This window comes from Antarctobacter heliothermus, from assembly GCF_900188425.1.
GTDB classification, from domain to species: Bacteria; Pseudomonadota; Alphaproteobacteria; order Rhodobacterales; family Rhodobacteraceae; genus Antarctobacter; species Antarctobacter heliothermus.
The window spans coordinates 1-22,740 of sequence record NZ_FZON01000066.1; the positions used below are offsets into that span (position 1 = coordinate 1).

The window sequence follows — 22,740 nt, forward strand, 5'->3', positions numbered from 1 at the left end:
CGCCGGATGACGCTCGCGCTTGCAAGCAGCGCCGCGCCTTTCTGGTCTATGCTATGGCCGACAATCATCAGGATGCATTGGGCCGGCCCCTGATCCGAACCGCCTGTATGACCGCGCTTCCCGACCGTCGCCACCGATCCCGGTGGCGTTCAACGCCGTGTGCGGATGCATCACCGCGTTCGCCCGAAAGCGCCGCGAACACATCCACCCACACGTATGACGCGAACGTCGGCAGCGTGATCGCCCTTCCTGCCACACGCAAGGTCAAGAAACCCGACCGCGCCCCGAAATCACACCGCACACGGACCGCCGGTGAATATTGCGGGGTTAAGCAGCCGGAGCTTCATTTTCTCAAAGGGTGCGACATTGTCGGTGAAGATGGCGCCAGCTCGATCCCATGCGGGGCGCCCAGTGGGGAAATTATCCTCAATCACCCACTGGTGAAAATTCTCGGTTTCAATAGCCAAAATGTCTTCTGCGCCAGTTAGATCCTGCGCAAGGGTGCGAGTGGAAGACGTTTGCGCAGGAGTAATACGATCCACCATCGAGGCTGGGCACGCGACGTTATCTGTGATCCAATTTGCAAGGTCCGCGTCAAATTGGTTCGCAAAATCAACCAACCCTGCGTGAAGAAACGCACCGTTGTCAGGCAGGTTGTCACAGCACAGTGCTGTAAAGGGCGGAATGCCATTAGCGCGACGTTTTTCGAGTGCAGTGACGATCAATCCGATGGTGCCGATCGGTGAATTTTTTCGGTCAAGATCATGGGCGATAACCACATTTGTCGTGTCAACCCCGCCACTTGCGCGATCAATACCGTAGCCTTTTTCTGTTACCGTGGTTGTGACGATGCGCACGTCGGGGTCGCAGAGTGCTGTCATCACATCGTCTGGCTGGGTCGCAGCACACAAAGCCCGCGCGATGCTGCCGATGATTTGCGCGGACGCGCCATCCGTGCCGCGTTCTAAAAGTGTAAAAAGCCCGTCCTGATCATTGAAATCGGCCGCGATCTGTTCGTTACGCATGCTGACGCCGATGATGCTCCAATTTCCCCCGCCCAAAGCCATGGCCGCGTCGGTATAGAATGCCTGATGCGCCTTGTGAAACGCGCCGAGGCCCAGATGGACAATCCCGACTCCGCTGGTTTCACGGCTGTAATCAGGTGTCCTGACATTCTTTGAAATGGCGCTAAGGCTTGCTTCAGTCAAGCGGGTCATGCGGATGTCCGCGGATGGGAAAGGGCCTCAATGATACCACGCAGTTCGGCCAATCCCTTGAGCCTGCCAACCGCAGGATAGCCTGGCTGACTATTCTGTTTCAGATCGCTCAGAATGTCCTGACCGTGATCCGGACGGAAGGGGATGTTGCAGTCTTCGCGCCCCTTTGCGGCCCGTCGTCTCTCTTCGTCTAGAACAGCGGCGATTAGTTCCACCATATCAGTCTCGCCCTCAAGATGCCCTGCTTCATAAAACGAGTTTGGCAAGACATCGCTTTCGCGATGGACGTTTCTTAGGTGGACGAAGTGCACTTTTGGTCCCAGTCGACGCATCATTCCGGGCAGGTCGTTGTCTGCGCGCACACCGAGCGATCCGCTACACAGCGTGATTCCATTGGCCGGGGAGTCCACGGCGGCCATCAGCCGCGTGTAATCGTCCTCGGTGGACATGATCCGCGGCAGGCCCAAAAGCGGGAACGGCGGATCGTCGGGATGACAGCACAGACGGGCGCCGACAGATTCGGCGACGGGCACGACTTCCGATAAAAAATCAATCTGGTGCTGACGCAGGCGTTCCTCGTCAATGTGTTGATAGGACTGCAAATGTAATTTCAGATCATCAACGCTATAGCCTTCTTCCGTGCCAGGGAGACCACAAATGACGTTTTGAGCCAGCGAAGCCACAGCATCAGCTGTCATAGCCGCATGACGATCTTTTGCCGCGCGCAGAACCTCCGCCGGATAGTCAGCCTCTGCACCCTTCCGTTTCAGAGCAAAAATGTCGAAGACGGCAAAGTCGACCACGTCGAACCGCATGCATTTGGCACCGTTCGGCAATTCATAGGCAAGGTTGGTGCGCGTCCAGTCCAGGACCGGCATGAAATTGTAACAGATGACGTGAATACGCGCCTGCGCCAGATTGCGGATACTCTGCTTGTAGTTCTCGATGTGCTCGCGCCAATCGCCCCTTTGTTGCTTGATGCTTTCGGAGACGGGCAGGCTTTCGGCGACGCCCCAAGTGAGATCAGTTTTCTCACCGTTCGGGAAGGTCTCAATCTCTGACTTTCGCAACTTGATCTCTTGATCGGACCAGACAACGCCGTTGGGGATGTGATGGAGTGCGGACACGACGCCCTTGACGCCGGCCTGCCGCATATCGGGAATCGAAACTGTATCTAATGGCCCAAACCATCGCCATGTTCTTTGCATCTTACTCTCCAATACAGTGTGCAACACGTTGAAAAATATTGATTTCATGTGTTTTCTCAAAGAGATCATAACAAGTTGTTGACTTGTATGGAAGTAGGCATGTATCAAAAGGTGGGAGGAAGTTGCATGTTGGCACTTGTCGATTTTGACGGTTGGAAGTTGGATCAGCTCAAAGCTGTGAGCCCGCAACTGCGTCTGGTATTGAGAAGCCGCATCATCCAAAATGACCTGCGCCCGATGACCCGATTGTCTGAACCCGAACTTGCAAAAGAATACGGCGTCAGCCGTCAGCCGGTCCGCGAAGCCTTCATCACTCTCATGAACGAAGGGCTTCTTGAGGTCAGACCTCAACGGGGGACTTTCGTCCGGAGGATCGATTTTGAGGCAGTGCTGAACGCCCGCTTTGTGCGCGAAGCTGTCGAAGCTGATATCGTGCGCAAGCTTGCGACGACAGGCGACAGCGACCTTGTCAAAGATCTTCGGACCCAACTCGAATTGCAGAAAAACGTCCCCGAAGGATCACCAGAACGCTTTATCGAGCTGGATGAACGGTTCCACATGACGCTGGCGCGCGCTGCGGGCGTTGCTAAGGTTTGGGACAATCTCGAGGTCATCAAATCGCAGATGGACCGAGTGCGGTTCATCACATTCGAAGAATTCCCAATTTCAAAGTTGATCGATCAGCACGAGAAGATCGTCGACTTCATTGAGCAAATGGCTGTGTCACGTGCCGAGGACGCAATGCGTTCTCATTTGCGCGAGATACTCAACAGCTTGCCGCGTGTTCAGGAACTTTACCCTGATTACTTCGAAAATTCGCGGGATATCTCCAGCGAAATATAACTAGATACTCAAGGAGGAGAAGACTATGAGGCTCATTTCAAAATTCACGACGTTGGCAGCAGCCAGCTGCTTAGCGATTGCCGCAGGGACAGCAGCGTTCAGCCAAGACCTGACGCTAAAGCTCGGGCACCTCGCCAACGAAGATAACGCCTGGCACCTCGCTGCTGTTCGTTTCGGCGAAGAGCTTAGCACATTGACCGATGGTCGCATTGCGGTCGAAGTCTTCCCGAACGAGTCTTTGGGCAAAGAAATCGACCTGATCAACGGCATGCAACTTGGCACCGTTGACATGACGATCACCGGTGAAAGCCTGCAAAACTGGGCGCCTTTGGCCGCCCTTCTGGCCGTGCCTTACGCATATCGCTCGCTTGAGCATATGGACGAAGTGGCTGGTGGCGACGTTGGTGACCAGATCGAAGCACAGATCATCGAAAAGGCACAAGTTCGTCCAATTGCGTTCTTCGCGCGTGGCCCGCGCAACCTAACGTCCCAACGCCCGATCGAAACACCTGCGGACCTGAACGGCATGAAAATGCGGGTCCCCAACGTTCCGCTCTTCCTTGACGTATGGAGCGCGCTTGGTGCATCCCCTACTCCGATGGCGTTCTCAGAAGTGTTCACATCGCTGCAAAGCGGCGTGATTGAAGGGCAGGAAAACCCGCTGGCGCTTATCCGGTCTGCCAACTTCAACGAAGTCCAAGGCTTCGTGAACCAGACCGAGCACGTGCGGTCTTGGATCTATTTGACAATCGCTGAATCTACTTGGGGCAAGCTTTCCGAGGAAGATCAGGCCGCTGTCATGAAGGCCGCAGCCGCCGCGCAAGAATACGAGCGCAGCCTGCTGTTGGACAGCCTTGCCGCTGACCAAACCTACCTTGAAGAGAATGGTATGACATTCGTTGTTGTCGACGGGGCAGCTTTCCAAGCTGCAGCGCGCGATGCCGTTCTTGCGAACGTCAGCGATGAAATCAAGCCTATCGTCGAGGGTCTGTTTGCGAACTAAGTGTTCCATCCCGGATGATCACATAGCCCCTCGTCGATCTGCGCTTTTCATGGCACGGTCTGTTTTGAGCGAGGTTCGGGATGGGAGAACGACATGCTGATCAAGCTGCACAGCCAGGCGACCACGACACCGAAGATCAGAGCGGCGATACAGGCGAGCGACGAACCCGCTTGGGTTCTCGCGGAACGCCACGGGACGACGGAACAGACCGTATGGAAATGGCGCAAGCGTGACAGCGTTGAAGATCGCAGTCATACGCCGCATCGCCTGCAGACAACCCTGACGCCTGCCCAAGAGGCCATCGCAGTGGTGTTGCGCAAGACGCTGCTTGTCTCGCTGGATGATCTGCTTGCAGTGGTGCGCGAATTCCTAAACCCGAACGTCTCACGTTCGGGCCTCGATCGCTGCCTTCGCAGGCATGGCGTCGGCAACCTGCGCGATCTGAAGGCCAAAGCACCAAAGCCGAAGCACAGCGCCTTCAAGGCCTATGAGCCCGGATACCTGCATATCGACGTGAAATACCTGCCGCAAATGGCCGATGAGACCTCGCGACGCTACCTTTTCGTGGCAATCGACCGAGCGACACGCTGGGTCTTCATCCGCGTTTTCAAGGCCAAGACAGCAGCTAACGCACGCCGCTTCCTTCGTGACCTCGAACGTGTTTGCCCGCTGCGCATCCGCACAATTCTTACGGATAATGGCAAGGAGTTCACGGATCGCCTCTTCGGCTTGCGCAGGCGTGCGGCGACCGGCGCGCACGAGTTCGACACGCTGTGCGCCGCCCTCGGCATCGAGCACCGGCTCACGCCGCCGAAGTCGCCTCAGACCAACGGCATGGTCGAGCGTTTCAATGGCCGCATCGAAGAGGTGCTGCAAAGCCACCACTTCCGATCCGGCGAAGAGTTGGAGACAACGCTGCACCGCTACGCCTGGCTTTACAACCAGCAGCTCCCGCAATCAGCCTTGGGCAGCAAGACGCCCTTGCAGGCGATGAAGGACTGGCACAAACTCAAGCCAGAGCTGTTCAAGAAACAGCCATATTACCTTCCGGGATGTGACAACTAAGCGAACAATTTTCGATGCTCCCGGGAATTGCCGGCCTAACGGCCGGCAATTCTTTCCAAGACAACCGGAGGCGTTGCAATGTTGAGATTTGAAAGTGGCGCTTACACCATTTGCCGCATCGGCGTCGGTGTTTCGTTTCTGGTGTTGATCGTGACGGTCCTCACGCAGGTTTTGGGGCGAACCTTCGGGTCCTCGCCGATCTGGACCGAGGAACTGACCCGTTTCGCGATGCTGTACATGGTCGCCTTCGGGGCCGGCCTTTCGCTGCGCTCCGGTGATCTGGTGAACGTCGATGTCGTTTGTGAATACATGCCCGGCAAATGGCCTTGGCGGCTGCGACTTATTTCAGCGACGCTGACGGCCATGCTGTGTGCCTACCTGATCATGCCAGCCTGGAAATATGTTTCCATTGGTGCGATGCAAACATCCCCGGCCATGACCCTGCGTATGGACTATGTACATTTCACAGTCTTCGGGCTGCTTGTTACCCTTTTACTTTTCTCCGTTTTCAGAGTCATCCGAATGGTGTTCGCCGGTGGCGATGGCAAGGCGGATACGCGCGAGGATCTTGTCTGATGGGCCTTACTGTTTTGATCGCCGTTTTTGTCGTCGGGTTGGTGATTGGCCTTCCGGTGGCTGTCACTTTGGGTGTCAGCTCTCTCAGTTATCTGCTGGTCGTGGGAATTCCGCCGGTGGTGATGCCGCAAAAGATGTATGCAGGAATGGACGTTTTTGTTCTGCTTAGCATTCCGGGGTTCATCCTTGCGGGGAACCTGATGAACCGTGGAGGCATTACGGAACGCATCATCAGATTTGCCAATTCGCTGGTCGGATGGATCAGGGGTGGCCTTGGCTTGACCAACGTCGGCGCGTCAATGCTGTTTGGCGGCATCACTGGCACCGCCGTAGCGGATGCTGCATCTATCGGTGGCGTCATGATTCCAGGGATGAAGAAGGCCGGTTATCCCGCCGACTTCTCGGCGGCCGTCACTGCCGCGTCCTCCACTGTCGGACCGATTATCCCTCCGAGCGTGCCTATGATTATCGTTGGTGCCTTGTCGGGAATATCAGTCGGAAAAATGTTCCTTGCAGGGGCAATCCCCGGCATTCTTATGGGCTTGGCGATGATGATCACGACCTACCTGATTGCCCGCAAAAAGAACTTCCCCAAACAGGACTGGCAAGGTTTCAGTGAAATCGGCAAGTCATTTGCGGGGGCCTTTTGGGCGCTAGCGATGACAGGGATCATTCTTTACGGCCTGCTCAGCGGGATCGCGACACCAACCGAGACCGCCATCGTCGCCTCTGTCTACGCCATGGTGATCGGGCTGTTTATCTACCGCGAACTGCCAGTTCTGGACATTCCCAAGATCGTCGTGGACAGCGCCGTGTCCGCGACCGGCATTCTGCTGCTTGTGGGGTTTGCCAACGTCTTTGGCTGGATTCTGGTGTCCGAGCAGATCCCCCAAGCGATTGCATCAGCAGTATTGTCATTCACCGATAACAAGTTCCTTGTCATCCTGATCATCAACATCCTGCTGCTGATCGTGGGCATGTTCATGGAAACGATTGCAGCGCTTATAATCCTTTTCGTACCCTTGCTTGCCTTGGCGGTCGCAGTCGATATCGAGCCGCTTCATTTCGCGACCTTCGCGGTTTTGAATCTGATGATCGGCCTCACCACGCCCCCCCTTGGTGTCTGTCTGTTCGTCTGCGCTGGGATCGCGCGCCTGCCGCTTACACCCGTTGTCATCGCAATTCTGCCGTTTTTGTTCACCAACATCCTCGTGTTGTTGTTGGTGTCCTACGTGCCCGCCATTTCGACCTGGCTGCCCTCTGTCCTCATGCCCTAGGAAACATCATGACCATCAAAGCCTGTGTTCTTCATAAACAAAACGATCTGCGCATTGATGAGGTTGCCCTTGCAGATCTGGGGGCCAACGACGTTCTTGTCGCGATGACCCATGGCGGCATTTGCGGGTCTGACATGCATTATTATCAGGATGGTGGGTTCGGCCCTGTTCGCGTGACTGACCCGATTATCCTCGGGCATGAGGTGTCGGGCATTGTTGAAGCTGTCGGCGCTGAGGTCGGCAACCTGATAATTGGCGACCGTGTTGCCGTCAGCCCAAGCCAGCCGTGTTTTGAGTGCGACTATTGTCAGCGTAATGAATTCCAGCACTGCGCAAAAATGCGTTTCATGGGCTCGGCGCGCACTATCCCTCATGTCCAAGGTGGCTTTCGCACTAAAATGGTAACGGGCAAAGGCCAATGCTTCAAAGTGAACAATGCCACTTCGTTGGCCAATGCGGCCTGCTCTGAACCCCTGGCGGTGTGCCTGCATGCGGCAGCACAGACTGGCCCGCTTGCGGGGAAGGCCGTTCTGGTGACCGGTGCCGGACCGATCGGTTCGCTTTGCGCTGCTGTCGCCAAATTGCAGGGTGCACAAAGTGTCGTTGTTACCGATCTGTTCGACTTCACACTGAACGTCGCCGTGAAGATGGGTGCCACGAAAACCATCAATATTGGCGCGCAACCCGAAGGAATAGCCGAACACATCGCGGAGCATGGCCCTTTTGACATCGTGTTCGAGTGTTCCGCCGCTGAACCCGCCATTCTGTCTGCCATCATAGCCGTCCGTCCGAGGGGCACGATCGTTCAGGTCGGTGTCACAGGGAGTATCAGCTTGCCGATCAATGCAATCGTCGGCAAAGAAATCAATTTCAGAGGCACACACCGGTTCCATCCTGAGTTTGAACAGGCCGTCGGTCTGATTGATCGCGGCGTCATCGATGTGACACCGATCATCACCCAAACCTATCCGATGAAAGACGCTGTCGAAGCGTTTCGAACTGCGAAAAACCGCGAAAAGGCCGTAAAGGTGCAGCTCAAACTCGATAGCGTGTCCTGATGAAGAAGACGCTCAAGGTCGCATGCGTCGGCGAAGCCCTTATTGAAATGATCGCGCAGGCCATCCCCGGAAACGCTAGATTGAATGTTGCGGGCGACACGTTGAACACCGCGATCTACCTCAGGCGGGCTTTGCCTAAGTCACATTCGGTGCATTACGTAACAGGTCTGGGGACGGATCAAATGTCTGACCAGATGATTGAGTTCATGCAATCAGAAGGCCTTGAAACAAGCGGGATCACACGTGTCGCGGATCGCCTGCCCGGATTGTACTCCATCTCCAATGACGCGTCGGGAGAACGTAGTTTCGCGTACTGGCGCGAAAATTCTGCCGCACGCAGTCTTTTTCAAGAGTCTGGAGTTTGCGATTTCAGCGCGCTTGAAGATTATGATCTCATCTATATGTCGGAAATTTCCCTGGCGATCCTTCCGCCTCCGGTCCGCGTTTCGCTTCTGAATTGGATGGGCGAATATCGCGAAAATGGTGGTCAGTTCGCATTTGACTCAAACTATCGCGCGAAGCTGTGGGAAAGCCAAACGAGGGCAAGAGAAACCGTCACGCAGGCGTGGTCTTTGTGCGACATTGCCCTGCCATCCCTCGATGATGAAATTGCGTTGTTTGGCGGGACGGAGACCGCTGTCCTTCGCCGGTTTAGCGAAATTGAGGGGTGTATCGGATCGCTCAAACGCGGTGAACGCGGCCCTATCGCCATCAACGCGCACCAAAATGGTGGGCAGTCATTCCCAAAAGCAAGTCGTGTTGTCGATACAACGGCGGCCGGTGACAGCTTTTCCGGCGCATTCATAGGGTCCTATCTACAGCATGGCTCGGTTTCAAAAGCGATGTCATTGGGCCACCATTACGCTTCTGTCGTAATCGAGCACCACGGCGCCATTGTTCCAAAACATACGATGGAGCTGAGAATTGATGCTATGGCAGCATGTTCGCATGGCGCAAACTGAATAGCGCAAAATGCGGTGCGGAGGGCAAACGCTTGTTTGGAGAAGTTGCACAGCATGGAGGGTATGCATGGCGTGCCGCAGCACTGGGCCGAACCAACCATCGTCAGAATCTGTCGGCACCGAATTTGAAAATCCCGCTTACTGCGCATTGCTATCAGTAGAAGCCTGCGCAGTATCCGATACTTCGGGCTCGAAGCAGATTTGCGGCAGCGCAGCGCCAAGCCCAGTTTGGGATGGCCTGAATGTCGGCTTCCAACCTCCCGGGATGAATGGCTCGCGCTTGCAGCGAAATTCCGGTTTCCGCCCATTGTGTTGAAAAACTCCTAAATTCGGATTCCGTAATTTTCCGGCAAATGCCCATCATACCAAGAAGTCAGGCGAGACTATTCGTGAGGCGCTGAGAGCTGGCAGGTGAGTTGCGCAAGGCCAATTTGGCCGACCCTCTCGCCGACCAAAGCAGGTCGGCCTGTAGGGCGAGAAATTTTATCAAGTTGGGCCAAAAGCGGAGTTTTTCAACACAATCCGCCCTTCGTGTCGGTGCGGACCGGAACGAATCGAAGGCCGGCTCCCATCCGGATGGGTAAATCTCATTAATTTCCCCAAGGCCGCACCTTCGGCATCGCGACCGTCACCTCCACCTCCCGCAGCATCCCGCCCGCTGCCAACCCATCCCGTACCCAATCCAGCGCGTGCCACCAGTCGCGATAACCGCGCCGCGCTGATGCGATCTGTTCCGGATGCGGTCGCCAGGTGACGGGGCAGACCAATACGTCCACGCTGCGCCAGCGTCCACGGTACAGCACGCGCTCGGTGCCCACCACCTCGGTCACCGCCCGTTCGCCGTGCTGGTTGTGCCTGGTTTCCACTGGAACGCAGCGAGGGACCGCTCCCGGCATCCAATCGGGTGTCAGCCCGGCGCGGGCGAGTTCCGCCACGCGGATCGCCATGCGAATGCCTCCGAGACTGTCGGGCATGCCGGCAACGATGGCGGCAATGACCTCTGCGTCTGCATGGGTGTAGCTGCCCATCTTGTGCTGACCGCCGTCGGCCTTGCAGCCTAGGGCGGCGCGCTGCATGAGGACATATTCGAGGCCAAAGCCGAAACCTTCCTCGGTGACGTCCTGAGGCGGCGGCAATTCCAGTTGCGCTTTCTCGATCCGGAATGCCCATTCGAGCGCTGCCTGCACGCCCAGCGCGCGTTTGACTCTTGTGCCGCCTGCGCGGGCTATCCGTCCTTGCATGCTCATGGCTGCAATCCTTCCATGATGTCCACCTGCGCTGTGCGCTCCGCTCCATCCATCGGACGCCGGATCCAAGAGGATTGGGCCACGCGCAGACGCGAGAGTGCGCCATGCATGAGCTGATATCCGGAACTCAGGACATTGCGACATGAGATCCGGATCAAGGCCTCCGCTGACCACGCAGAGGGGCATTTTGCGCCGGGGACGCGGCAAAAAACCATTCACCGCACCCCGCGCTGTCGAAGCCGCTCGGGCGTGACCAGCCCGCGCTCCAGCATCAATCCGCACATGGCGGCGCTGATCATGTTCTTGGGCAGATATTCGTCGGAGTTCACCTTGGCCGCATAGAACGCCGCCAGTTCATCCGCGCTGGGCGGTGGCGTGCGCTGGGTCTTGCGACGGCTCTTGGCTATCCCGCCGTTGGCCTTGGCGGCGGCCGCTTGTGCTGCGCGCTGGGCGGCGCGTTCCATGGCGCGGTCCAGGGCCTTGGGACCGTCGGGCGGGTTGGGATGATCACGCCTGGTCTCTTTGGCGGTCTCAAGGATCCGATCCTCTGACAGCCCGAGGTCGTTGATCCAGCGGCGCACATGGGCCCGCGCTGGCCAGCCCTGCCACCAGGCGGGCAGGCTGGCATTGGCGGCGAAGCCCAGCGCGCTGAGCAGCTCTGTGAAGAACCGATCAAAATCGGAATCGCGCGCTTGCGCATCCTCCTCCTCCTTTACTGGTTTACTTAGTGGTTCTCTTACAAGGTTAGTGTCCGGATTCCGGACACGGCTTTGGGCATTTTCCGGACACGGGTCGGGGCAAAATCCGGACACGGCTTCGGGTGGATTTCCGTGTGCGATTTCCGGACACGGCTCGGCCGGATTGGAAATGGCAGGGGCGATTTCAGGCGTGGTTTCAGCATCCTCGTCACAGGGCAAAACCCCATGTGCGGTTTCCGGACATGGTTCGGGATCATGTGGTGTAAAGCTGTTCTCGAACCCCAGGATGTAGCGTGTCGGCATCTGGCGTTTGGTGACGGGATCGATGCGCGGCACGCGGCGCAACAGTTTTTCCGCCTCGAGCCGATTGAGATGTTCGTTCAGGGTGGATCGGCTGATTTCGCAATCGTGGGCCAGCCGTTCTTGTGACGGAAAGCAGCCGAAGTCTGGGTTGTAGCGATCACAGAGATGCCAGAGCACGATCTTGGTGGTAGGCTTCAGCCCGCGCCGCTGGATGGCCCAGTTGGTGGCGTCATGGCTCATTGCGTGGCCCTCCCAGCTGGTCGGACACGGCTGGTGAGCCCATGATCCGCCAGGGCGCCCAGCGCGTCATCAAGCGACCGGACCAAGGCCCAGCCGAAGCCTTGCGCCAGAACAGCATCGCGAAACGCCTCTTGCGCTGGGCTAAGCTTGCCTTTGAGGGATTTCAGCTCGAGGAACAGCACGCGGCCCTCGCAGAGCACCGTCAGATCGGCAAAGCCGGGATGGACGCCCATGCCGACCAGAATGGCCTGGCGTTTGGCACCACGCGGGCCGGACTCGGTCACCTCATTGGCGCAGTGATGGATGATCGCCCCCTTGGGCAGGGCGAAGCGCAGGGTGGTGACCACCGCGCGCTGCAGGTCCGCCTCGGGTGTGCCGCGCCGTTTCATCGCCGCACCTCCGGGTCTGAACGCTGATCGCCGCGCCGACCGTGATGCCTGGCGTCGAGCACCACGAGCAGGATCCGTGCATCCTCGCGCTCCTCCGGCGTCTCGCCGTGTTGGACGAGGACATTGCAGGCCAGCCGCAGCAGGTGGTCAGAATGATGGGCGACATCGGCCATCACGAAACGGGCTTCGCGCAGCCGCTCATCGATCCACTCAAATCGAACCTGGTCGCGCGCTCTGCGTTTGCGGAAGGGAAGGGGGGCGCTCATCGACGGCCTCCCGAACGCTTGCGGCGGGAAGCGCTCGTTTCCTGTTCTTCCAGCCAGTCCAGGACGGCAGAGCGCCGATAGAAGATCTTGCGCCCGGCCCGGATACAGGGCGGCCCTGATCGTGCCGCGTTCCAGCGGCGCAAGGTGTCCTCGGTAACCCCGAGCTGTCGCGCGAGATCCGGGCGGCTGATCCAGCCACTCATCAAGGCGCTGGGCGAAGGCTTGCCCGCGGATGCACCAGAAAGGTCCTGCATGTTGTGTCTCCAGAGTTGCGACCCCAATGCGGGTCTTTGCTGGCGACTACTCACGCATATCATTCGGGGTGGCAGGGAGGCACGGGGTGGCACGAAACCCGCCACCCTCGTGCCACCCCTTGTTTTATTGGCGATTTGTCCGTTGGACGGTCCAAGGCCGATGGTTACGCTGCGCTGCGGCAATTCCGGGCTCATTGGCATTCGGCGGCAACCACCGGCAAATCCCCGGATTTACAGGGGATTCGCGTGCATTCAGCGGCAAACAGGGGGTGGCACCGTACAAAATGGCGTGCCACCCCCTGATTTCATTGGAAATTTACAAGCTGATACCCGTTTACAGCTGCCTGCATGGCTCCTGACGGGCTGTCATCGCGTCGACAGGTCTGGCCCGGATGAGCCGAGCGCGCGCAATCGACGCGGGATCGCCAATAAAAACAGGGGTGGCACGCCGCCTGTCTCACCCGTGCCACCCCGTGCCTCCCTGCCACCCCCATGGCCATGCTCTGCTTGATTGCGGGCCCAACCTACGCGTCATGACAGGGCCAGGAGAGAGGGTTGCGCATGGTGAACAGACAGAAGCTGACCGAGAAAGTCCTTCGCGACGCCGTTCCCGCCGAGGGGCGGGACTACCAGATTTTTGATACCGATGTTCGAGGCTTTGCCGTGTGCATCTACAGGGGCGGCGGACGGGCCTTCACGCTCGATTATCGCCATGCAGGTCGCCAACGCAGAATGACATTCGCGCGCTGGCCGGAATGGGGGGTGACAGCTGCGCGGGAGCGGGCCAAGGAACTGCGCCGCGAGATATACGGAGGTGGTGACCCGTTGGCAACGCGTAACGCCATGCGCGAAGCCCCACGGGTGAGCGATCTGATCAAGCGTTACGTGGATCTGCATCTGCCGCATCTTGCGGCGCTGAACGCTGCGGACCAGCGCTCGATGATGGCAAAGTTCATTGGCCCGGCTTGGGGCAACATGCTGGTGACCGAGGTCTCGTCCTATGATGTCGAGCTGCTTCTGAACAAGGTCGCCGAAGGACGGGCGCGCCCCGCGAAGCAAAAGCCGAACAACCGCGCACGCAAGCTGCAGGGGGCCAAGCCGACGCCGGTTCGTGCCAACCGTGTCGGTGAGGTTGTCCGCAAGATGTTCGCCTATGCGATCAAATGGGGCTGGCGCGAGGACAATCCTGCGATGGGGTTTCGTCGGCGTATGGAAGCCCCGCGCGAACGGTACCTTTCGCAACAGGAAATCGCCCGCCTCGCCATGGCTCTGGATCGGGCCGAGGATGATCGTGCCGCGGGGATCATTCGGCTCTGCATGCTGACCGGCGCTCGTGTCGGGGAGGTGCGGCAGGCACGGTTTGAGGATTTTAACCTCGAGCATTTGAGTTGGACGAAACCCGCCACGACAACCAAACAGCGCCGCGTCCACCGGGTGCCGATCTCGGACGAAGCGGCGTCGATTGTGCGCCAACGCCGCCTGGCTGTTGTCAGCGGGTCGCCTTGGCTCTTTCCCGGCGACACCCTCGGCCAACCCGTTCAGGAAATCCGTCGGTTCTGGGCGCGCGTCCAGAAAGAAGCGCGGATCGAGGATGTGCGGATCCACGACCTGCGCCACACCTTCGCCTCGCTGCTGGTCAGCGGCGGCGCCTCGCTTGAAATGATCGGCAAGCTGCTCGGGCACAGCCAGATGCAGACGACCCAGCGCTATGCCCATCTGATGGACTCTCCCCTGCGCGCGGGCGTCGATGCCGTGGCCAGTGCGTTCAAGCCAAGGCCCCAGCTCGTTCATGACGCGGATCGTTCTGATGCCCCGGCCAACCCGCTCTCACAGACTGCCCAGCGCGCGGGCATGAAACCGCTCAACGCGGCGGGTTCTTGAACTTCAGTGCTTTGAGGATCGGGGTCAATCGCCGCCGGATCGACCGTTCGTCTGGAAACTCCCCGGTTTCAGACCGCGCGGCGAACCAGTCCTGCAGCTCCCGGATCCACTCTCCTTGCGATTTGGGCAAGCCCTCCTCGAAGACTCTGCGCGTGATTTCGACATTCATTCCGGTCCAGTCGTAATCGCCATCGTCGCCCAGCCCAGCGCTTTCGGCGACACGACCGAAGATATTGTGGACAACCTCGAAGCGCTGTACTTCCTGCCCCAGGATCAAAAGATCGCTGAAGGAGACCAGTACGCCTTCTTCCGGCGCGGTAATGTAAAGCCAGTCTTCCCTATCCAGCTGTCGTACACGCTTTAGATGAGCTTCGTGCGGACCGGTCCCACAGCGCCGGAACATCGGCAGGACGTCCGTAGGCTGGATCTGGACCAGGCCAGCGACGCGGAGCTCGCCGCATTCGATGGGCGGAATGCCCGTGACGATCTTGAGAGTCCCCATTGCGGCCCAGCCCGCCATGTCGGAAACTGGGCACCCCCAGCGATCAGCGATCTCTTGGAGGGTGAAGAACACACGGGGTGGCAATGCCATGGCCGATACATCCTCAACTGAACAGAGGACAAGCCGAACTCAAAACGCCTGCAGCCGGCGCTTGAATAGCACCGGGCAAGTGATTGGAGACAACGAAGCCAGGGGCGCCAAAGCACCACGACATCGCTGAAACGGCTTTTCCAATAGACCTGTTATACTTTTGGTTGAGGACTGCTCTCCCCACACGTCAAACGTGCACAGGCCCTCGATTCGGATCAAGAGGGGGAAGGGCAAGATGCTGTGGATAAGCAAAGATGGTTTTGTTGGCCCGTTGGAGGATGAGGGCGATGGCCAAGCAATCTGCTGTCAATCAGGGCGTGACGTCTACGGCGCAAAATTCAACACGAAGGGCGGAGAGCTGCCATTCGCTGCAACTGCGAGTTCACATATTCAGCTTGTTAGAAGCCGACATTCGCACCCCTTACCGAATTCGCACCCCTTACCGAAGTAGAAGGCGATCTACCTTTCGGCGTGCTTCTTCCCGGTAACCGGCGGCATCAAAAGAGCGCTCGGCCAGCGTGCGTTCATTCATAGGCTTAACGCCTGCGCCCGGCCATTTGGCGGCAATGCGCAGCACGAATGCCAGGCCACGGTGGACACGCGTGATCATATCCTTGGGTGCGGTGGCTTGAAGCGTGCGGGTGTCGGGAAAATCGGTCATTGTTGGGCTCCTTGAGGTTTTGCATTATCGTCTTGATCAGATAGCCCTACCGGATGAATTTCCGTGCCAGAATGCCATTCCAGAAGTCTACCAGCGGCGATGTCACCGGGGCGGTTTGGATAGAGGTTTGTTGGTTCATTTTGGGTCTCCGTTTCTCAACTTGTGTCGAGACCAAACTGCCGGAATGCCAATCCCCATGCTTGAGACGCATCTGAGAATTTCATGGTAAACTTATGAGGAAATGAATATCACCAGTGGATGAGATACACCTTTGCGGAATTCACCCTCGACACAGAGCTTGGGGAACTCGCGCAGGCTGGCCAAGTTGTTCAGGTGGAGCCGCGTGCCTTCGCGCTCTTGTGGCATTTGCTGTCGAACGCGAACCGGCTTGTGACCAAGGACGAACTGATCGCGGCCATTTGGGGCGGCCGCATTGTAACGGATGCCGCGATTTCGACCCTTGTGAAGACCGTTCGCCGCACGGTCGGAGATGATGGAAAGTCACAGCGCCTGATCCGCACCGTTCACGGTCGCGGGTTTCGTTTTGTGGGCTCCTTGTCGGAAAGTATTCCTGCTACCACCAAGACCGAAGATCGCAGGCAGTTGGAAGAAGCTCCAATACAGACATCGCGCCCGTCGATTGCCGTCCTTCCCTTCCGAGGCGTCGGCGATATGGAAGGCTGGGAGGCGATGGCCGACGCCGTCCCAGCCGAACTTATCTCGTCGCTCTCACGGCTGAAATGGCTGCGGGTTCTGGCGCGTGGTTCGACATTCCGGTTTCGCGATCCGGTACCGGACATGGCAGTGATCCGCACCGACCTTGGTGCCACTTACTGTTTGGCAGGCAATGTCGAGATCATGGGCCGCCGCGTCTCGATCACGGCGGAACTGTCGGACACCCGTGATGGAGAAGTCATTTGGGCCGAGAAATTTTCGGGTAATATTGACGACATTCACCAGATTAGGACTGATCTGGTCCGGCTGATTTGTTCTGGGCTGGAGCTGCACATCAACATCCACGAGACCGAACGCGCACGCCTGAGGCCGCCCGCTAGTCTGGACGCCTGGAGCCTCTATCATTTTGGCCTGCACCATATGTACCGGTTCACCGCCAAGGATAATTCAATCGCAGCCGACTATCTTGCGAAATCGACCCACCTTGACCCGGGATTTGCCCGCGCATTCGCGGCGCGGTCATTCACGGCCTTTCAGGCGGCTTTCGTTGGATATGGCAACGATAGGGCGGTAGACGTGGATAATGCCCGGCGCTTCGCGGAAAAATGCCTCGAAATCGACCGGCTGGATCCCTTCGGCAATTTCAATTTCGGGCGATCTTTCTGGCTCAATGGCGATCACGATTCTGGCCAAGCGTATCTGGAGCGTTCAATCGGCTTGAGCCCGAGTTTTGCACATGGTCTTTATGCACGGTCTCACGCCGACATGATCGCAGGCCAAGGCGCTCGCGCAATCGAGTCTGCGAAGGATGCCATTGCTCTCAGCCCGCTGGACCCGTTTCTTTATGCCATGTATCAGGCCAAAGCCCTCGGCCATCTGCATCTGGGTGAAAAAGACCAGGCCTGCCGCGACACAGACACCGGAGCCCGCGAGCCTGGGGCTCATTACATCGTTACGACGATTGCTTCTGCCGTCAATATGGTCTCGGGCAGAGAGACGCAGGCGCAGTATTGGCGCGACAAGACCCTGACCCGCCGTCCCGATGCCTCGATCGCGCAGTTCTTCGCCGCGATCCCGCTGCGCGATCCCGGCGTCAAGACGGACATTCACCGCGCACTGACTGAACTCGGTTTTCCGGAACACTGACTGTCGCCGGCGGTTTTGGCTGCAGATGACACGCACCCACAGCATACAACAATGGGCCTAGCCGCCGCCGCAACGAATGCGCTTGGTTTGAGGAACCAACGGGCAAGGCGGAAGAAATCAATTGCACGATCCGTCCAGCCAGCAGCTTGTATCGCGAGGATGAACTCGGGCGGCGCTGTGAAACCCCCGACACATCGAAGGTCCGGTTCGGTGAAACGGCACCGCGGAGCCAGATGCCAAGATGAATGTCTGCATTGGGCCGTGACCGACTGAGATCCCAGCTCAGACCATCGCGCCGATACAGCTTACCTTTCGCGCTTGGGCTGCCCAAAAATGTCAGGGCAAGTCGTTCGAACATCCTTTCTGAAATCCATTGTCGCAATGAGCGGATCCAAGAGGGTCAAGTTTGCGGATATATCCCGTGCCTTTCCTTTATGGCCTCCGGCAACCAGGTCAGATCGGCAGAGTCCGAGCAGGCCCGAACCACCTCTTGCCACGTCACCCGGCGCAATGCACCGGGAACACTGCAGGCTGCCGCAGCCTGCCGTAGTTGCGTGTCAGCCGCGCCGCCGAGTTTGTAGGCGGAGTTTCGACCATCGTAAACGATGACCGCATGTCCGCTTGAGGGGGCCACGCGGCCATCCTTATCCACCACGGCCGCAAGGATGTTCCGGACAATCTGATAGGTAGGCAGCAGCGGACACGGGCACATGTCCTGCGTGTGGCTCCAATCAAAGACGGCCGGTATGAAGTTCCAGTAGGATACGCCGATCTCGGACAGGGCGCAGCGCGTGCGCCTGCCTTGCTGATGGGAATAGGTCCCATCGCAGAGCGGGGTTTCGATCCCGTCGGCTCGGACCCGTGAGCAGGTGCCAAAGCCGATCTCGCAGAACTTGCACTCGACCGCGACACGGTAAGATTCGGTCTCAAGATGGACGTCCAACTGTGTGGGCCGGGGCTCTCCGAGGGTCCGGACATCGACCTCCATGGAAAGGGTGGTCTTGGTCGTCGTCTTTCCGAATGCAGCGCGCCCGCATTCCGCCTGGACCCGTGACAGCAAATCCAGCCGCCCCGCGGCTTTGAAGGCGCCGAAGACACTCTGAGCCATTGCCTGCGAGCTTCTGAAAGACCGAAAATGCCTGTGCCGCGCCGCGATTTCGATCTCTGCTACGATTGCGCTTGCCATCGCCTTGTCGCGCGGCAGCATGAGGTTGAGCGCCGGGGACTGAGGCGAGACGACCGGCGGCCTGCCCGTTTGCTCGCGCCCATCCAGATCGCCTTCGGAAAGTGTTTCAGCATGCTGCCACCAGGTCGTTTGCAAGCGTTCTTCATGCCGTGCAGCATCATCCGCGACATAGTTCAAGGCCTTCACCGCGCTACGGGGGAGCGTATTCGGGTAGTCAAAGTGAGGAAGCTCGGCCAGCCGCGGGGCGCAGGTCCGTTGGCCGTAATGAACCGTCGTATCGGACATAGAGGCGAAGACGATTCCGAGGTCGAGCGCCTGTGAAAAGTCACGGGCCTTTTCCTCGAGGGCGGATTTTGCCGCGGCATCCGGCCCCAGCCACCGCGACCACCAATCCGCTTCACCAAGGATGACGATATCGGGCCGCTCCAGGAGCATCTCGCGGCCAAAGCTCCTTCGCAACTCCTCTGCGATCCGCTCCAGGTTGGCCTCAAGGATAGCAGCATACCGCAGCCCTTCCAGAAGCGCGACAGGGGGCGGGTCGCTCGCTCCACCGGAGTGTCCGATCACCTTGAGTTCGACCACGACAGGGTGGCCATATTCAGTGAGCCCAAACATGTCGATCTTGCCGACTCCCCGGTCTGCGCGACGGGCTTTTAGGGGCACTTGGTAGTCCAGCAGTTCCAACGCCGTCCCGTCTGGCAACGTCCAGCCTTGCTGGGCGTTTACCATCGCAATCGCAAAGTGCTCCTCTCTGCGGTTGGTCACGCCTTCAGTGCCTGGATAGCCTGTCCTGCCACCGAGGTATGGGCGGTTGCATGGGCGCTTCGGAGCCTGCGCCATCAAGCTTCGATACGCCTGGGAATAAACCGCGACGTCCATATTGGAGATGTCTTGGGCCAATGACGATTTCGGCCATCGCCGCGAAAACAGTATTTCAACGCTCATGCTGAGTTCCTAGTCGGTGGCAAGCCATTTGTCATGTTCAGCAAAGGAAAGCCCTAATAGTTAGCCCTGTCCGCGTGGGTGATCTCCGGCGCGTTCATCGTGCTGCATCTTCAATGAACGGCCGCTCCCGCGATGCGGCGTCGCAGCGCCGCTACTGACGGCGGAGGTCGGCTGTGGGCCGTCCGTGATCTTCAAGTTCAGCACATGTAAAGTGCGCTCAAACAACGTGGTGGGTCTGGGCTTAGTGCCTGGGGAGCTTTCTGGCGTTTTCGTCTCTCATGATCAAACACGATCGCAATATGAGACGAGCCTCTTCCTCTCCATTTTGGTCAACGAGGTTCTGCCACGAAGCCGTATCTCGAATACCGTCCAGTGTACTATCGACAAGGAGATCGAGTTGTTCCTCAGTGTACGGGGTTGTACGATCTGCAGACCCGTCGCCCACCCATGCCGGCAGATCCAAATCGTGGAATTCGAAAGTCTCTGGTTTAGGTTTGCTGCTCATGATTCATCATCATACGGGGGCGGCGCTCAGGCCCGGTTTGGCTTGTGTCTTTTGCGTTCAAACTCGATCGTAGCGCCAGAGCATAAATTCGTCCAGCCGTGCGATCTTGTGATCTACGATGGGATCGCGCACGTCGGGCATCCAGGCTTGCCGATCGACTTTGGCTATTTTGCCTATTTCGATCCGCATATATGGCGTTAAAAGCGGTCGATTCCTGTTTCATCGAACCGCAAAGATGCTGCGCGATGCACGAATGGCAGCAATGCGAAAGCAGCACCGCAACGTAGAACGACCCACCGAATGCCTCCTGTTGGGCCGATCGCGATCATAATCGAGTGAGTGGCTACATCAACGCCACATCAACCCGCGAATGCGGGTTTCGCGCTGTCTTTGCTGCCGAATGCGGGTGAATGTCGGTGAGTGCAGGGTGGAGAATTTTGTGAAACCAAAGGCTTGTCGGCTAAGTATTTGATTTTCATAAGTTAATGAAATAACTGGGATATAGGCTCATAACCTGAAGGTCGTCAGTTCAAATCTGACCCCCGCAACCAAAAAAACTAAATATACCAAATAGTTAGAACCTGACTTAATCAGTCGGGTTTTTGCGTTCGCAAAACGTGTCAACGCCATGTCAACGTTTGCAGAGTCGCCCCCCCCGCCAGCCACAACCGCCGACAATCACCCGCGCTCAGTGACAGTCGGTGACATTCGCTGATGTTGAGCGAGACTGCCCGAGATCATGGCGAGGCCTCCCCTCGGTCCACTTGGCATCCCCGTTCTGCCTGTGGCATGAAGTGGACATGATCGAATTCCGCCCGCTCCTTGATGACCATCCCGATCTCGCGCATTCGCCCCTGCTGCGCGCAGCGCTCCTGACGCTGCAGAACGTGCAGGAGCACGGCTCGATTGGCCTGACCAAGACCAAGGCGTTCAAGCGGGTCTTCGTCCATCGGGCGGTCGAGCGCTTCGGCTGGCCGGGAAAAAGCGCGGAAGAGATGTTCCGCTACAACAAGGTCATCAACGAATACGAGTTCCCGCCGCTCGAGGTGTTACACTACCTGCTGATCTCCCTTCGCCTGGGGCGGCACTTCAAGGGCGAGTTCCGGTTGACCAAGCGGGGCGCCGAGCTGGCGCAGGCCCCGGGCCGGCTGTTCGCCGAACTGATCCCACACTTCGTCCTGCGCATCGATCACGCCTCCTATGCGCGCTTCGATGATCGCCCCTTCGGCAAGTGGGATGTCTGGATGAACGTCATCAATGTCGAGGCCGACCACGGCACGACCGAGGCCGCCTTGTTCGAAGCTTTCTACGGTGAGCCGAAGGATTGGCACACGGCCGGCTGGCGCGAGATGTCCGCGTTCTCCTGTTGCGTTCTTCTGCCCCTGGAATGGGCGGGACTTCTGGTCGAGACCCGCGAGGACAGCTCCGGCAAGCGTGTCTGCCATGTCTTTAAGACACCGCTCTGGCGCAGCGGACTTGGACACCGACGAGATGCTCAGGCCGATGGCCGTGCAGTAAATGCGCCTCCCTGCTGACGCCGGACCCGAGCACATGCCCAATGGCAGGGCCCGCTCTTTCCAGGATGACGCATTTACTGCACGGCGACGGTTAAGCTCCGCCAATGCTTTTCGCCTTTTACGATCTTGAAACCTCCGGCATCTCGCTCGCCTTCGACCAGCCCCTGCAGTTCTCCGCCATTCTGGCAGAGCACCTGCTCCTTTCACAAAACCCTGAACTTCGCCCCGGTGGACGGGCCGCAGAAAATCTGAAGACGCGCGAGCATGACCACAATCTTTGGTCTATGCCTTGTCATTTCCCATGATAACGACCCTCAAAGAGGAGACCGATCAAGCCGCGCTGCATCTGTGAGCCCGGTTTCCGCAACGGACGGCGGAAGATCGGGGACCGGTGTCCGACCAACAGACATCCGACGAGTCCAGCTGCGCCCCTGTTCTTCAAGACGCTGGTCAATCGCGCGGGTGGTCACCCTGTCGCTATGCGGAAAGCCGCCAAGCTGCACCGCGAGCGTGTCGATACTATCGGATTGCTGCCCGGCCCAGATGCACGACAGGTTATCCCCGTTCCAGAGGATCAGCGCGTATTGGTCGCCAGATGCTAGGAACGCGGCATCAGCGCCATTAGCGGCACTCTCCACCGCATCCGTTAGCGGTTCGAAGTTGGCAACCCGGTCAGCAGAAAGATAGTTGGGCAGGAACGACCACATGTGCGCTGCGCTGAACGCGGCCAGAGCGGCGCGGCGCTTATCCTCCGGCACCTCTGCCCAGCCCCGCGCAACCAAGCCATCCCGGATTGCGGCGCCCTGCGCCGTGGTCGGGGTGCAGGCCGCCATGAGGGCCGAGACCTCAGGCGCGGCGGTCACAGTGATCTGCTGAGCGACGAGCCGCGCCGGCGACGCCAGCACGACAGCAAGGGCCGCAGAAAGAATGGTATTGCGTGCGATAAGCGTGGTCATTGGAAGAGTCCTCTGTGCAGGTGATGTAGTGGCAACCGAAATACCCTTGGCAGATTTGTCCAGGCTCGAG

Annotated in this window: 22 protein-coding genes and 1 tRNA gene; 12 read left to right on the forward strand and 11 right to left on the reverse strand. The window is 58.4% G+C overall.

Translation table 11 applies throughout. From position 1 onward, the window contains the following. Nucleotides 1–290 precede the first annotated feature (290 nt). Nucleotides 291–1,217, reverse strand: a complete 927-nt coding sequence (locus CHB90_RS22200; protein WP_089279991.1) for a mannitol dehydrogenase family protein — start codon at nt 1,215–1,217, stop codon at nt 291–293. Beyond that, nucleotides 1,214–2,425 (reverse strand): mannonate dehydratase, encoded by a 1,212-nt coding sequence (uxuA, locus tag CHB90_RS22205; RefSeq protein WP_089279992.1) that lies wholly within the window; start codon nt 2,423–2,425, stop codon nt 1,214–1,216. The genes CHB90_RS22200 and uxuA overlap by 4 nt, the downstream gene beginning before the upstream one ends. Before the next feature lie 126 nt (nt 2,426–2,551). Between uxuA and CHB90_RS22210 the strand changes: the two genes are divergently transcribed. From CHB90_RS22210 to CHB90_RS22240, 7 genes are all read left to right on the forward strand, one after another. Further along, on the forward strand, nt 2,552–3,268 hold the full coding sequence (locus tag CHB90_RS22210; RefSeq protein ID WP_089279993.1) for a GntR family transcriptional regulator: 717 nt from the start codon (nt 2,552–2,554) through the stop codon (nt 3,266–3,268). A 25-nt stretch (nt 3,269–3,293) separates the two neighbouring features. Further along, complete coding sequence (locus CHB90_RS22215; RefSeq protein ID WP_089279994.1) at nt 3,294–4,271, forward strand: TRAP transporter substrate-binding protein; 978 nt, start codon at nt 3,294–3,296, stop codon at nt 4,269–4,271. 93 nt (nt 4,272–4,364) lie between these two features. Continuing rightward, nucleotides 4,365–5,336 carry an IS481 family transposase gene (locus tag CHB90_RS22220; RefSeq protein WP_089279995.1) on the forward strand — a complete coding sequence of 324 codons (972 nt, stop codon included), beginning with the start codon at nt 4,365–4,367 and terminating at the stop codon, nt 5,334–5,336. A gap of 78 nt (nt 5,337–5,414) precedes the next feature. Next, nucleotides 5,415–5,912 (forward strand): TRAP transporter small permease, encoded by a 498-nt coding sequence (locus CHB90_RS22225; protein WP_089279996.1) that lies wholly within the window; start codon nt 5,415–5,417, stop codon nt 5,910–5,912. Then, nucleotides 5,912–7,189, forward strand: coding sequence for a TRAP transporter large permease (locus CHB90_RS22230; protein ID WP_089279997.1), 1,278 nt, complete (start codon nt 5,912–5,914; stop codon nt 7,187–7,189). The genes CHB90_RS22225 and CHB90_RS22230 overlap by 1 nt, the downstream gene beginning before the upstream one ends. A gap of 8 nt (nt 7,190–7,197) precedes the next feature. Beyond that, entirely contained in the window at nt 7,198–8,247 is a 1,050-nt protein-coding gene (locus CHB90_RS22235; RefSeq protein ID WP_089279998.1) for an L-idonate 5-dehydrogenase, read from the forward strand. Further along, a complete protein-coding gene (locus tag CHB90_RS22240; RefSeq protein ID WP_089279999.1) occupies nt 8,247–9,209 on the forward strand; it encodes a sugar kinase in 963 nt (320 codons plus the stop codon). The genes CHB90_RS22235 and CHB90_RS22240 overlap by 1 nt, the downstream gene beginning before the upstream one ends. Nucleotides 9,210–9,799: 590 nt before the next feature. Here CHB90_RS22240 and CHB90_RS22245 read toward each other — a convergent pair. From CHB90_RS22245 to CHB90_RS22265, 5 genes are all read right to left on the reverse strand, one after another. Next, nucleotides 9,800–10,456 (reverse strand): hypothetical protein, encoded by a 657-nt coding sequence (locus CHB90_RS22245; RefSeq protein WP_089280000.1) that lies wholly within the window; start codon nt 10,454–10,456, stop codon nt 9,800–9,802. A 215-nt stretch (nt 10,457–10,671) separates the two neighbouring features. Continuing rightward, a complete protein-coding gene (locus tag CHB90_RS22250; RefSeq protein ID WP_089280001.1) occupies nt 10,672–11,697 on the reverse strand; it encodes a helix-turn-helix domain-containing protein in 1,026 nt (341 codons plus the stop codon). Continuing rightward, nucleotides 11,694–12,086 (reverse strand): VRR-NUC domain-containing protein, encoded by a 393-nt coding sequence (locus tag CHB90_RS22255; RefSeq protein ID WP_089280002.1) that lies wholly within the window; start codon nt 12,084–12,086, stop codon nt 11,694–11,696. Before CHB90_RS22255 ends, CHB90_RS22250 begins: the two co-directional genes overlap by 4 nt. Then, complete coding sequence (locus CHB90_RS22260; RefSeq protein WP_089280003.1) at nt 12,083–12,352, reverse strand: hypothetical protein; 270 nt, start codon at nt 12,350–12,352, stop codon at nt 12,083–12,085. Before CHB90_RS22260 ends, CHB90_RS22255 begins: the two co-directional genes overlap by 4 nt. Next, nucleotides 12,349–12,606 (reverse strand): helix-turn-helix transcriptional regulator, encoded by a 258-nt coding sequence (locus CHB90_RS22265; RefSeq protein WP_089280004.1) that lies wholly within the window; start codon nt 12,604–12,606, stop codon nt 12,349–12,351. Before CHB90_RS22265 ends, CHB90_RS22260 begins: the two co-directional genes overlap by 4 nt. Before the next feature lie 561 nt (nt 12,607–13,167). On the opposite strand from CHB90_RS22265, the gene CHB90_RS22270 reads away from it, so the two are divergent. Next, complete coding sequence (locus CHB90_RS22270) at nt 13,168–14,487, forward strand: tyrosine-type recombinase/integrase (RefSeq protein ID WP_089280005.1); 1,320 nt, start codon at nt 13,168–13,170, stop codon at nt 14,485–14,487. Here CHB90_RS22270 and CHB90_RS22275 read toward each other — a convergent pair. Beyond that, nucleotides 14,468–15,079 carry a hypothetical protein gene (locus CHB90_RS22275; RefSeq protein ID WP_089280006.1) on the reverse strand — a complete coding sequence of 204 codons (612 nt, stop codon included), beginning with the start codon at nt 15,077–15,079 and terminating at the stop codon, nt 14,468–14,470. The genes CHB90_RS22270 and CHB90_RS22275 overlap by 20 nt on opposite strands. A 439-nt stretch (nt 15,080–15,518) precedes the next feature. Then, nucleotides 15,519–15,740 carry a hypothetical protein gene (locus CHB90_RS22280; RefSeq protein ID WP_089280007.1) on the reverse strand — a complete coding sequence of 74 codons (222 nt, stop codon included), beginning with the start codon at nt 15,738–15,740 and terminating at the stop codon, nt 15,519–15,521. Between the two features lie 258 nt (nt 15,741–15,998). Between CHB90_RS22280 and CHB90_RS22285 the strand changes: the two genes are divergently transcribed. Then, nucleotides 15,999–17,561 (forward strand): winged helix-turn-helix domain-containing tetratricopeptide repeat protein, encoded by a 1,563-nt coding sequence (locus CHB90_RS22285; protein WP_089280008.1) that lies wholly within the window; start codon nt 15,999–16,001, stop codon nt 17,559–17,561. A gap of 400 nt (nt 17,562–17,961) precedes the next feature. On the opposite strand, the gene CHB90_RS22290 is transcribed toward CHB90_RS22285, so the two are convergent. Continuing rightward, nucleotides 17,962–19,692: a PGN_0703 family putative restriction endonuclease gene (locus CHB90_RS22290; protein ID WP_141135951.1), complete on the reverse strand. Its 1,731-nt coding sequence runs from the start codon at nt 19,690–19,692 to the stop codon at nt 17,962–17,964. A 926-nt stretch (nt 19,693–20,618) separates the two neighbouring features. Here CHB90_RS22290 and CHB90_RS26655 point away from each other — a divergent pair. From CHB90_RS26655 to CHB90_RS22305, 3 genes are all read left to right on the forward strand, one after another. Continuing rightward, nucleotides 20,619–20,748 (forward strand) — tRNA-Leu (locus tag CHB90_RS26655). 249 nt (nt 20,749–20,997) lie between these two features. Beyond that, the gene (locus CHB90_RS22300) at nt 20,998–21,732 is read left to right on the forward strand and encodes a hypothetical protein (protein WP_425426631.1); all 735 of its coding nucleotides are present in this window, start codon (nt 20,998–21,000) and stop codon (nt 21,730–21,732) included. A gap of 86 nt (nt 21,733–21,818) precedes the next feature. After that, nucleotides 21,819–22,019: a hypothetical protein gene (locus CHB90_RS22305; protein ID WP_089278693.1), complete on the forward strand. Its 201-nt coding sequence runs from the start codon at nt 21,819–21,821 to the stop codon at nt 22,017–22,019. Nucleotides 22,020–22,028: 9 nt separating this feature from the next. Here the strand turns inward: CHB90_RS22305 and CHB90_RS22310 are convergent, their stop codons facing one another. Continuing rightward, on the reverse strand, nt 22,029–22,670 hold the full coding sequence (locus tag CHB90_RS22310; protein ID WP_089278692.1) for a hypothetical protein: 642 nt from the start codon (nt 22,668–22,670) through the stop codon (nt 22,029–22,031). Nucleotides 22,671–22,740 lie beyond the last annotated feature (70 nt).

Excerpts from the sequence above, each read along its gene's own strand:
- CHB90_RS22260 (WP_089280003.1), bottom strand. The coding sequence starts at position 12,352 with ATGAGCGCCCCCCTTCCCTTCCGCAAACGCAGAGCGCGCGACCAGGTT.
- CHB90_RS22210 (WP_089279993.1), top strand. The coding sequence starts at position 2,552 with ATGTTGGCACTTGTCGATTTTGACGGTTGGAAGTTGGATCAGCTCAAA.
- CHB90_RS22265 (WP_089280004.1), bottom strand. The coding sequence starts at position 12,606 with ATGCAGGACCTTTCTGGTGCATCCGCGGGCAAGCCTTCGCCCAGCGCC.
- CHB90_RS22270 (WP_089280005.1), top strand. The coding sequence starts at position 13,168 with ATGGTGAACAGACAGAAGCTGACCGAGAAAGTCCTTCGCGACGCCGTT.
- CHB90_RS22250 (WP_089280001.1), bottom strand. The coding sequence starts at position 11,697 with ATGAGCCATGACGCCACCAACTGGGCCATCCAGCGGCGCGGGCTGAAG.
- CHB90_RS22290 (WP_141135951.1), bottom strand. The coding sequence starts at position 19,692 with ATGAGCGTTGAAATACTGTTTTCGCGGCGATGGCCGAAATCGTCATTG.
- CHB90_RS22200 (WP_089279991.1), bottom strand. The coding sequence starts at position 1,217 with ATGACCCGCTTGACTGAAGCAAGCCTTAGCGCCATTTCAAAGAATGTC.
- CHB90_RS22240 (WP_089279999.1), top strand. The coding sequence starts at position 8,247 with ATGAAGAAGACGCTCAAGGTCGCATGCGTCGGCGAAGCCCTTATTGAA.
- CHB90_RS22275 (WP_089280006.1), bottom strand. The coding sequence starts at position 15,079 with ATGGCATTGCCACCCCGTGTGTTCTTCACCCTCCAAGAGATCGCTGAT.
- CHB90_RS22230 (WP_089279997.1), top strand. The coding sequence starts at position 5,912 with ATGGGCCTTACTGTTTTGATCGCCGTTTTTGTCGTCGGGTTGGTGATT.
- CHB90_RS22225 (WP_089279996.1), top strand. The coding sequence starts at position 5,415 with ATGTTGAGATTTGAAAGTGGCGCTTACACCATTTGCCGCATCGGCGTC.
- CHB90_RS22235 (WP_089279998.1), top strand. The coding sequence starts at position 7,198 with ATGACCATCAAAGCCTGTGTTCTTCATAAACAAAACGATCTGCGCATT.
- CHB90_RS22245 (WP_089280000.1), bottom strand. The coding sequence starts at position 10,456 with ATGAGCATGCAAGGACGGATAGCCCGCGCAGGCGGCACAAGAGTCAAA.
- CHB90_RS22280 (WP_089280007.1), bottom strand. The coding sequence starts at position 15,740 with ATGACCGATTTTCCCGACACCCGCACGCTTCAAGCCACCGCACCCAAG.
- CHB90_RS22310 (WP_089278692.1), bottom strand. The coding sequence starts at position 22,670 with ATGACCACGCTTATCGCACGCAATACCATTCTTTCTGCGGCCCTTGCT.
- CHB90_RS22215 (WP_089279994.1), top strand. The coding sequence starts at position 3,294 with ATGAGGCTCATTTCAAAATTCACGACGTTGGCAGCAGCCAGCTGCTTA.
- CHB90_RS22220 (WP_089279995.1), top strand. The coding sequence starts at position 4,365 with ATGCTGATCAAGCTGCACAGCCAGGCGACCACGACACCGAAGATCAGA.
- CHB90_RS22285 (WP_089280008.1), top strand. The coding sequence starts at position 15,999 with ATGAGATACACCTTTGCGGAATTCACCCTCGACACAGAGCTTGGGGAA.
- CHB90_RS22255 (WP_089280002.1), bottom strand. The coding sequence starts at position 12,086 with ATGAAACGGCGCGGCACACCCGAGGCGGACCTGCAGCGCGCGGTGGTC.
- CHB90_RS22305 (WP_089278693.1), top strand. The coding sequence starts at position 21,819 with ATGCTTTTCGCCTTTTACGATCTTGAAACCTCCGGCATCTCGCTCGCC.
- uxuA (WP_089279992.1), bottom strand. The coding sequence starts at position 2,425 with ATGCAAAGAACATGGCGATGGTTTGGGCCATTAGATACAGTTTCGATT.
- CHB90_RS22300 (WP_425426631.1), top strand. The coding sequence starts at position 20,998 with ATGATCGAATTCCGCCCGCTCCTTGATGACCATCCCGATCTCGCGCAT.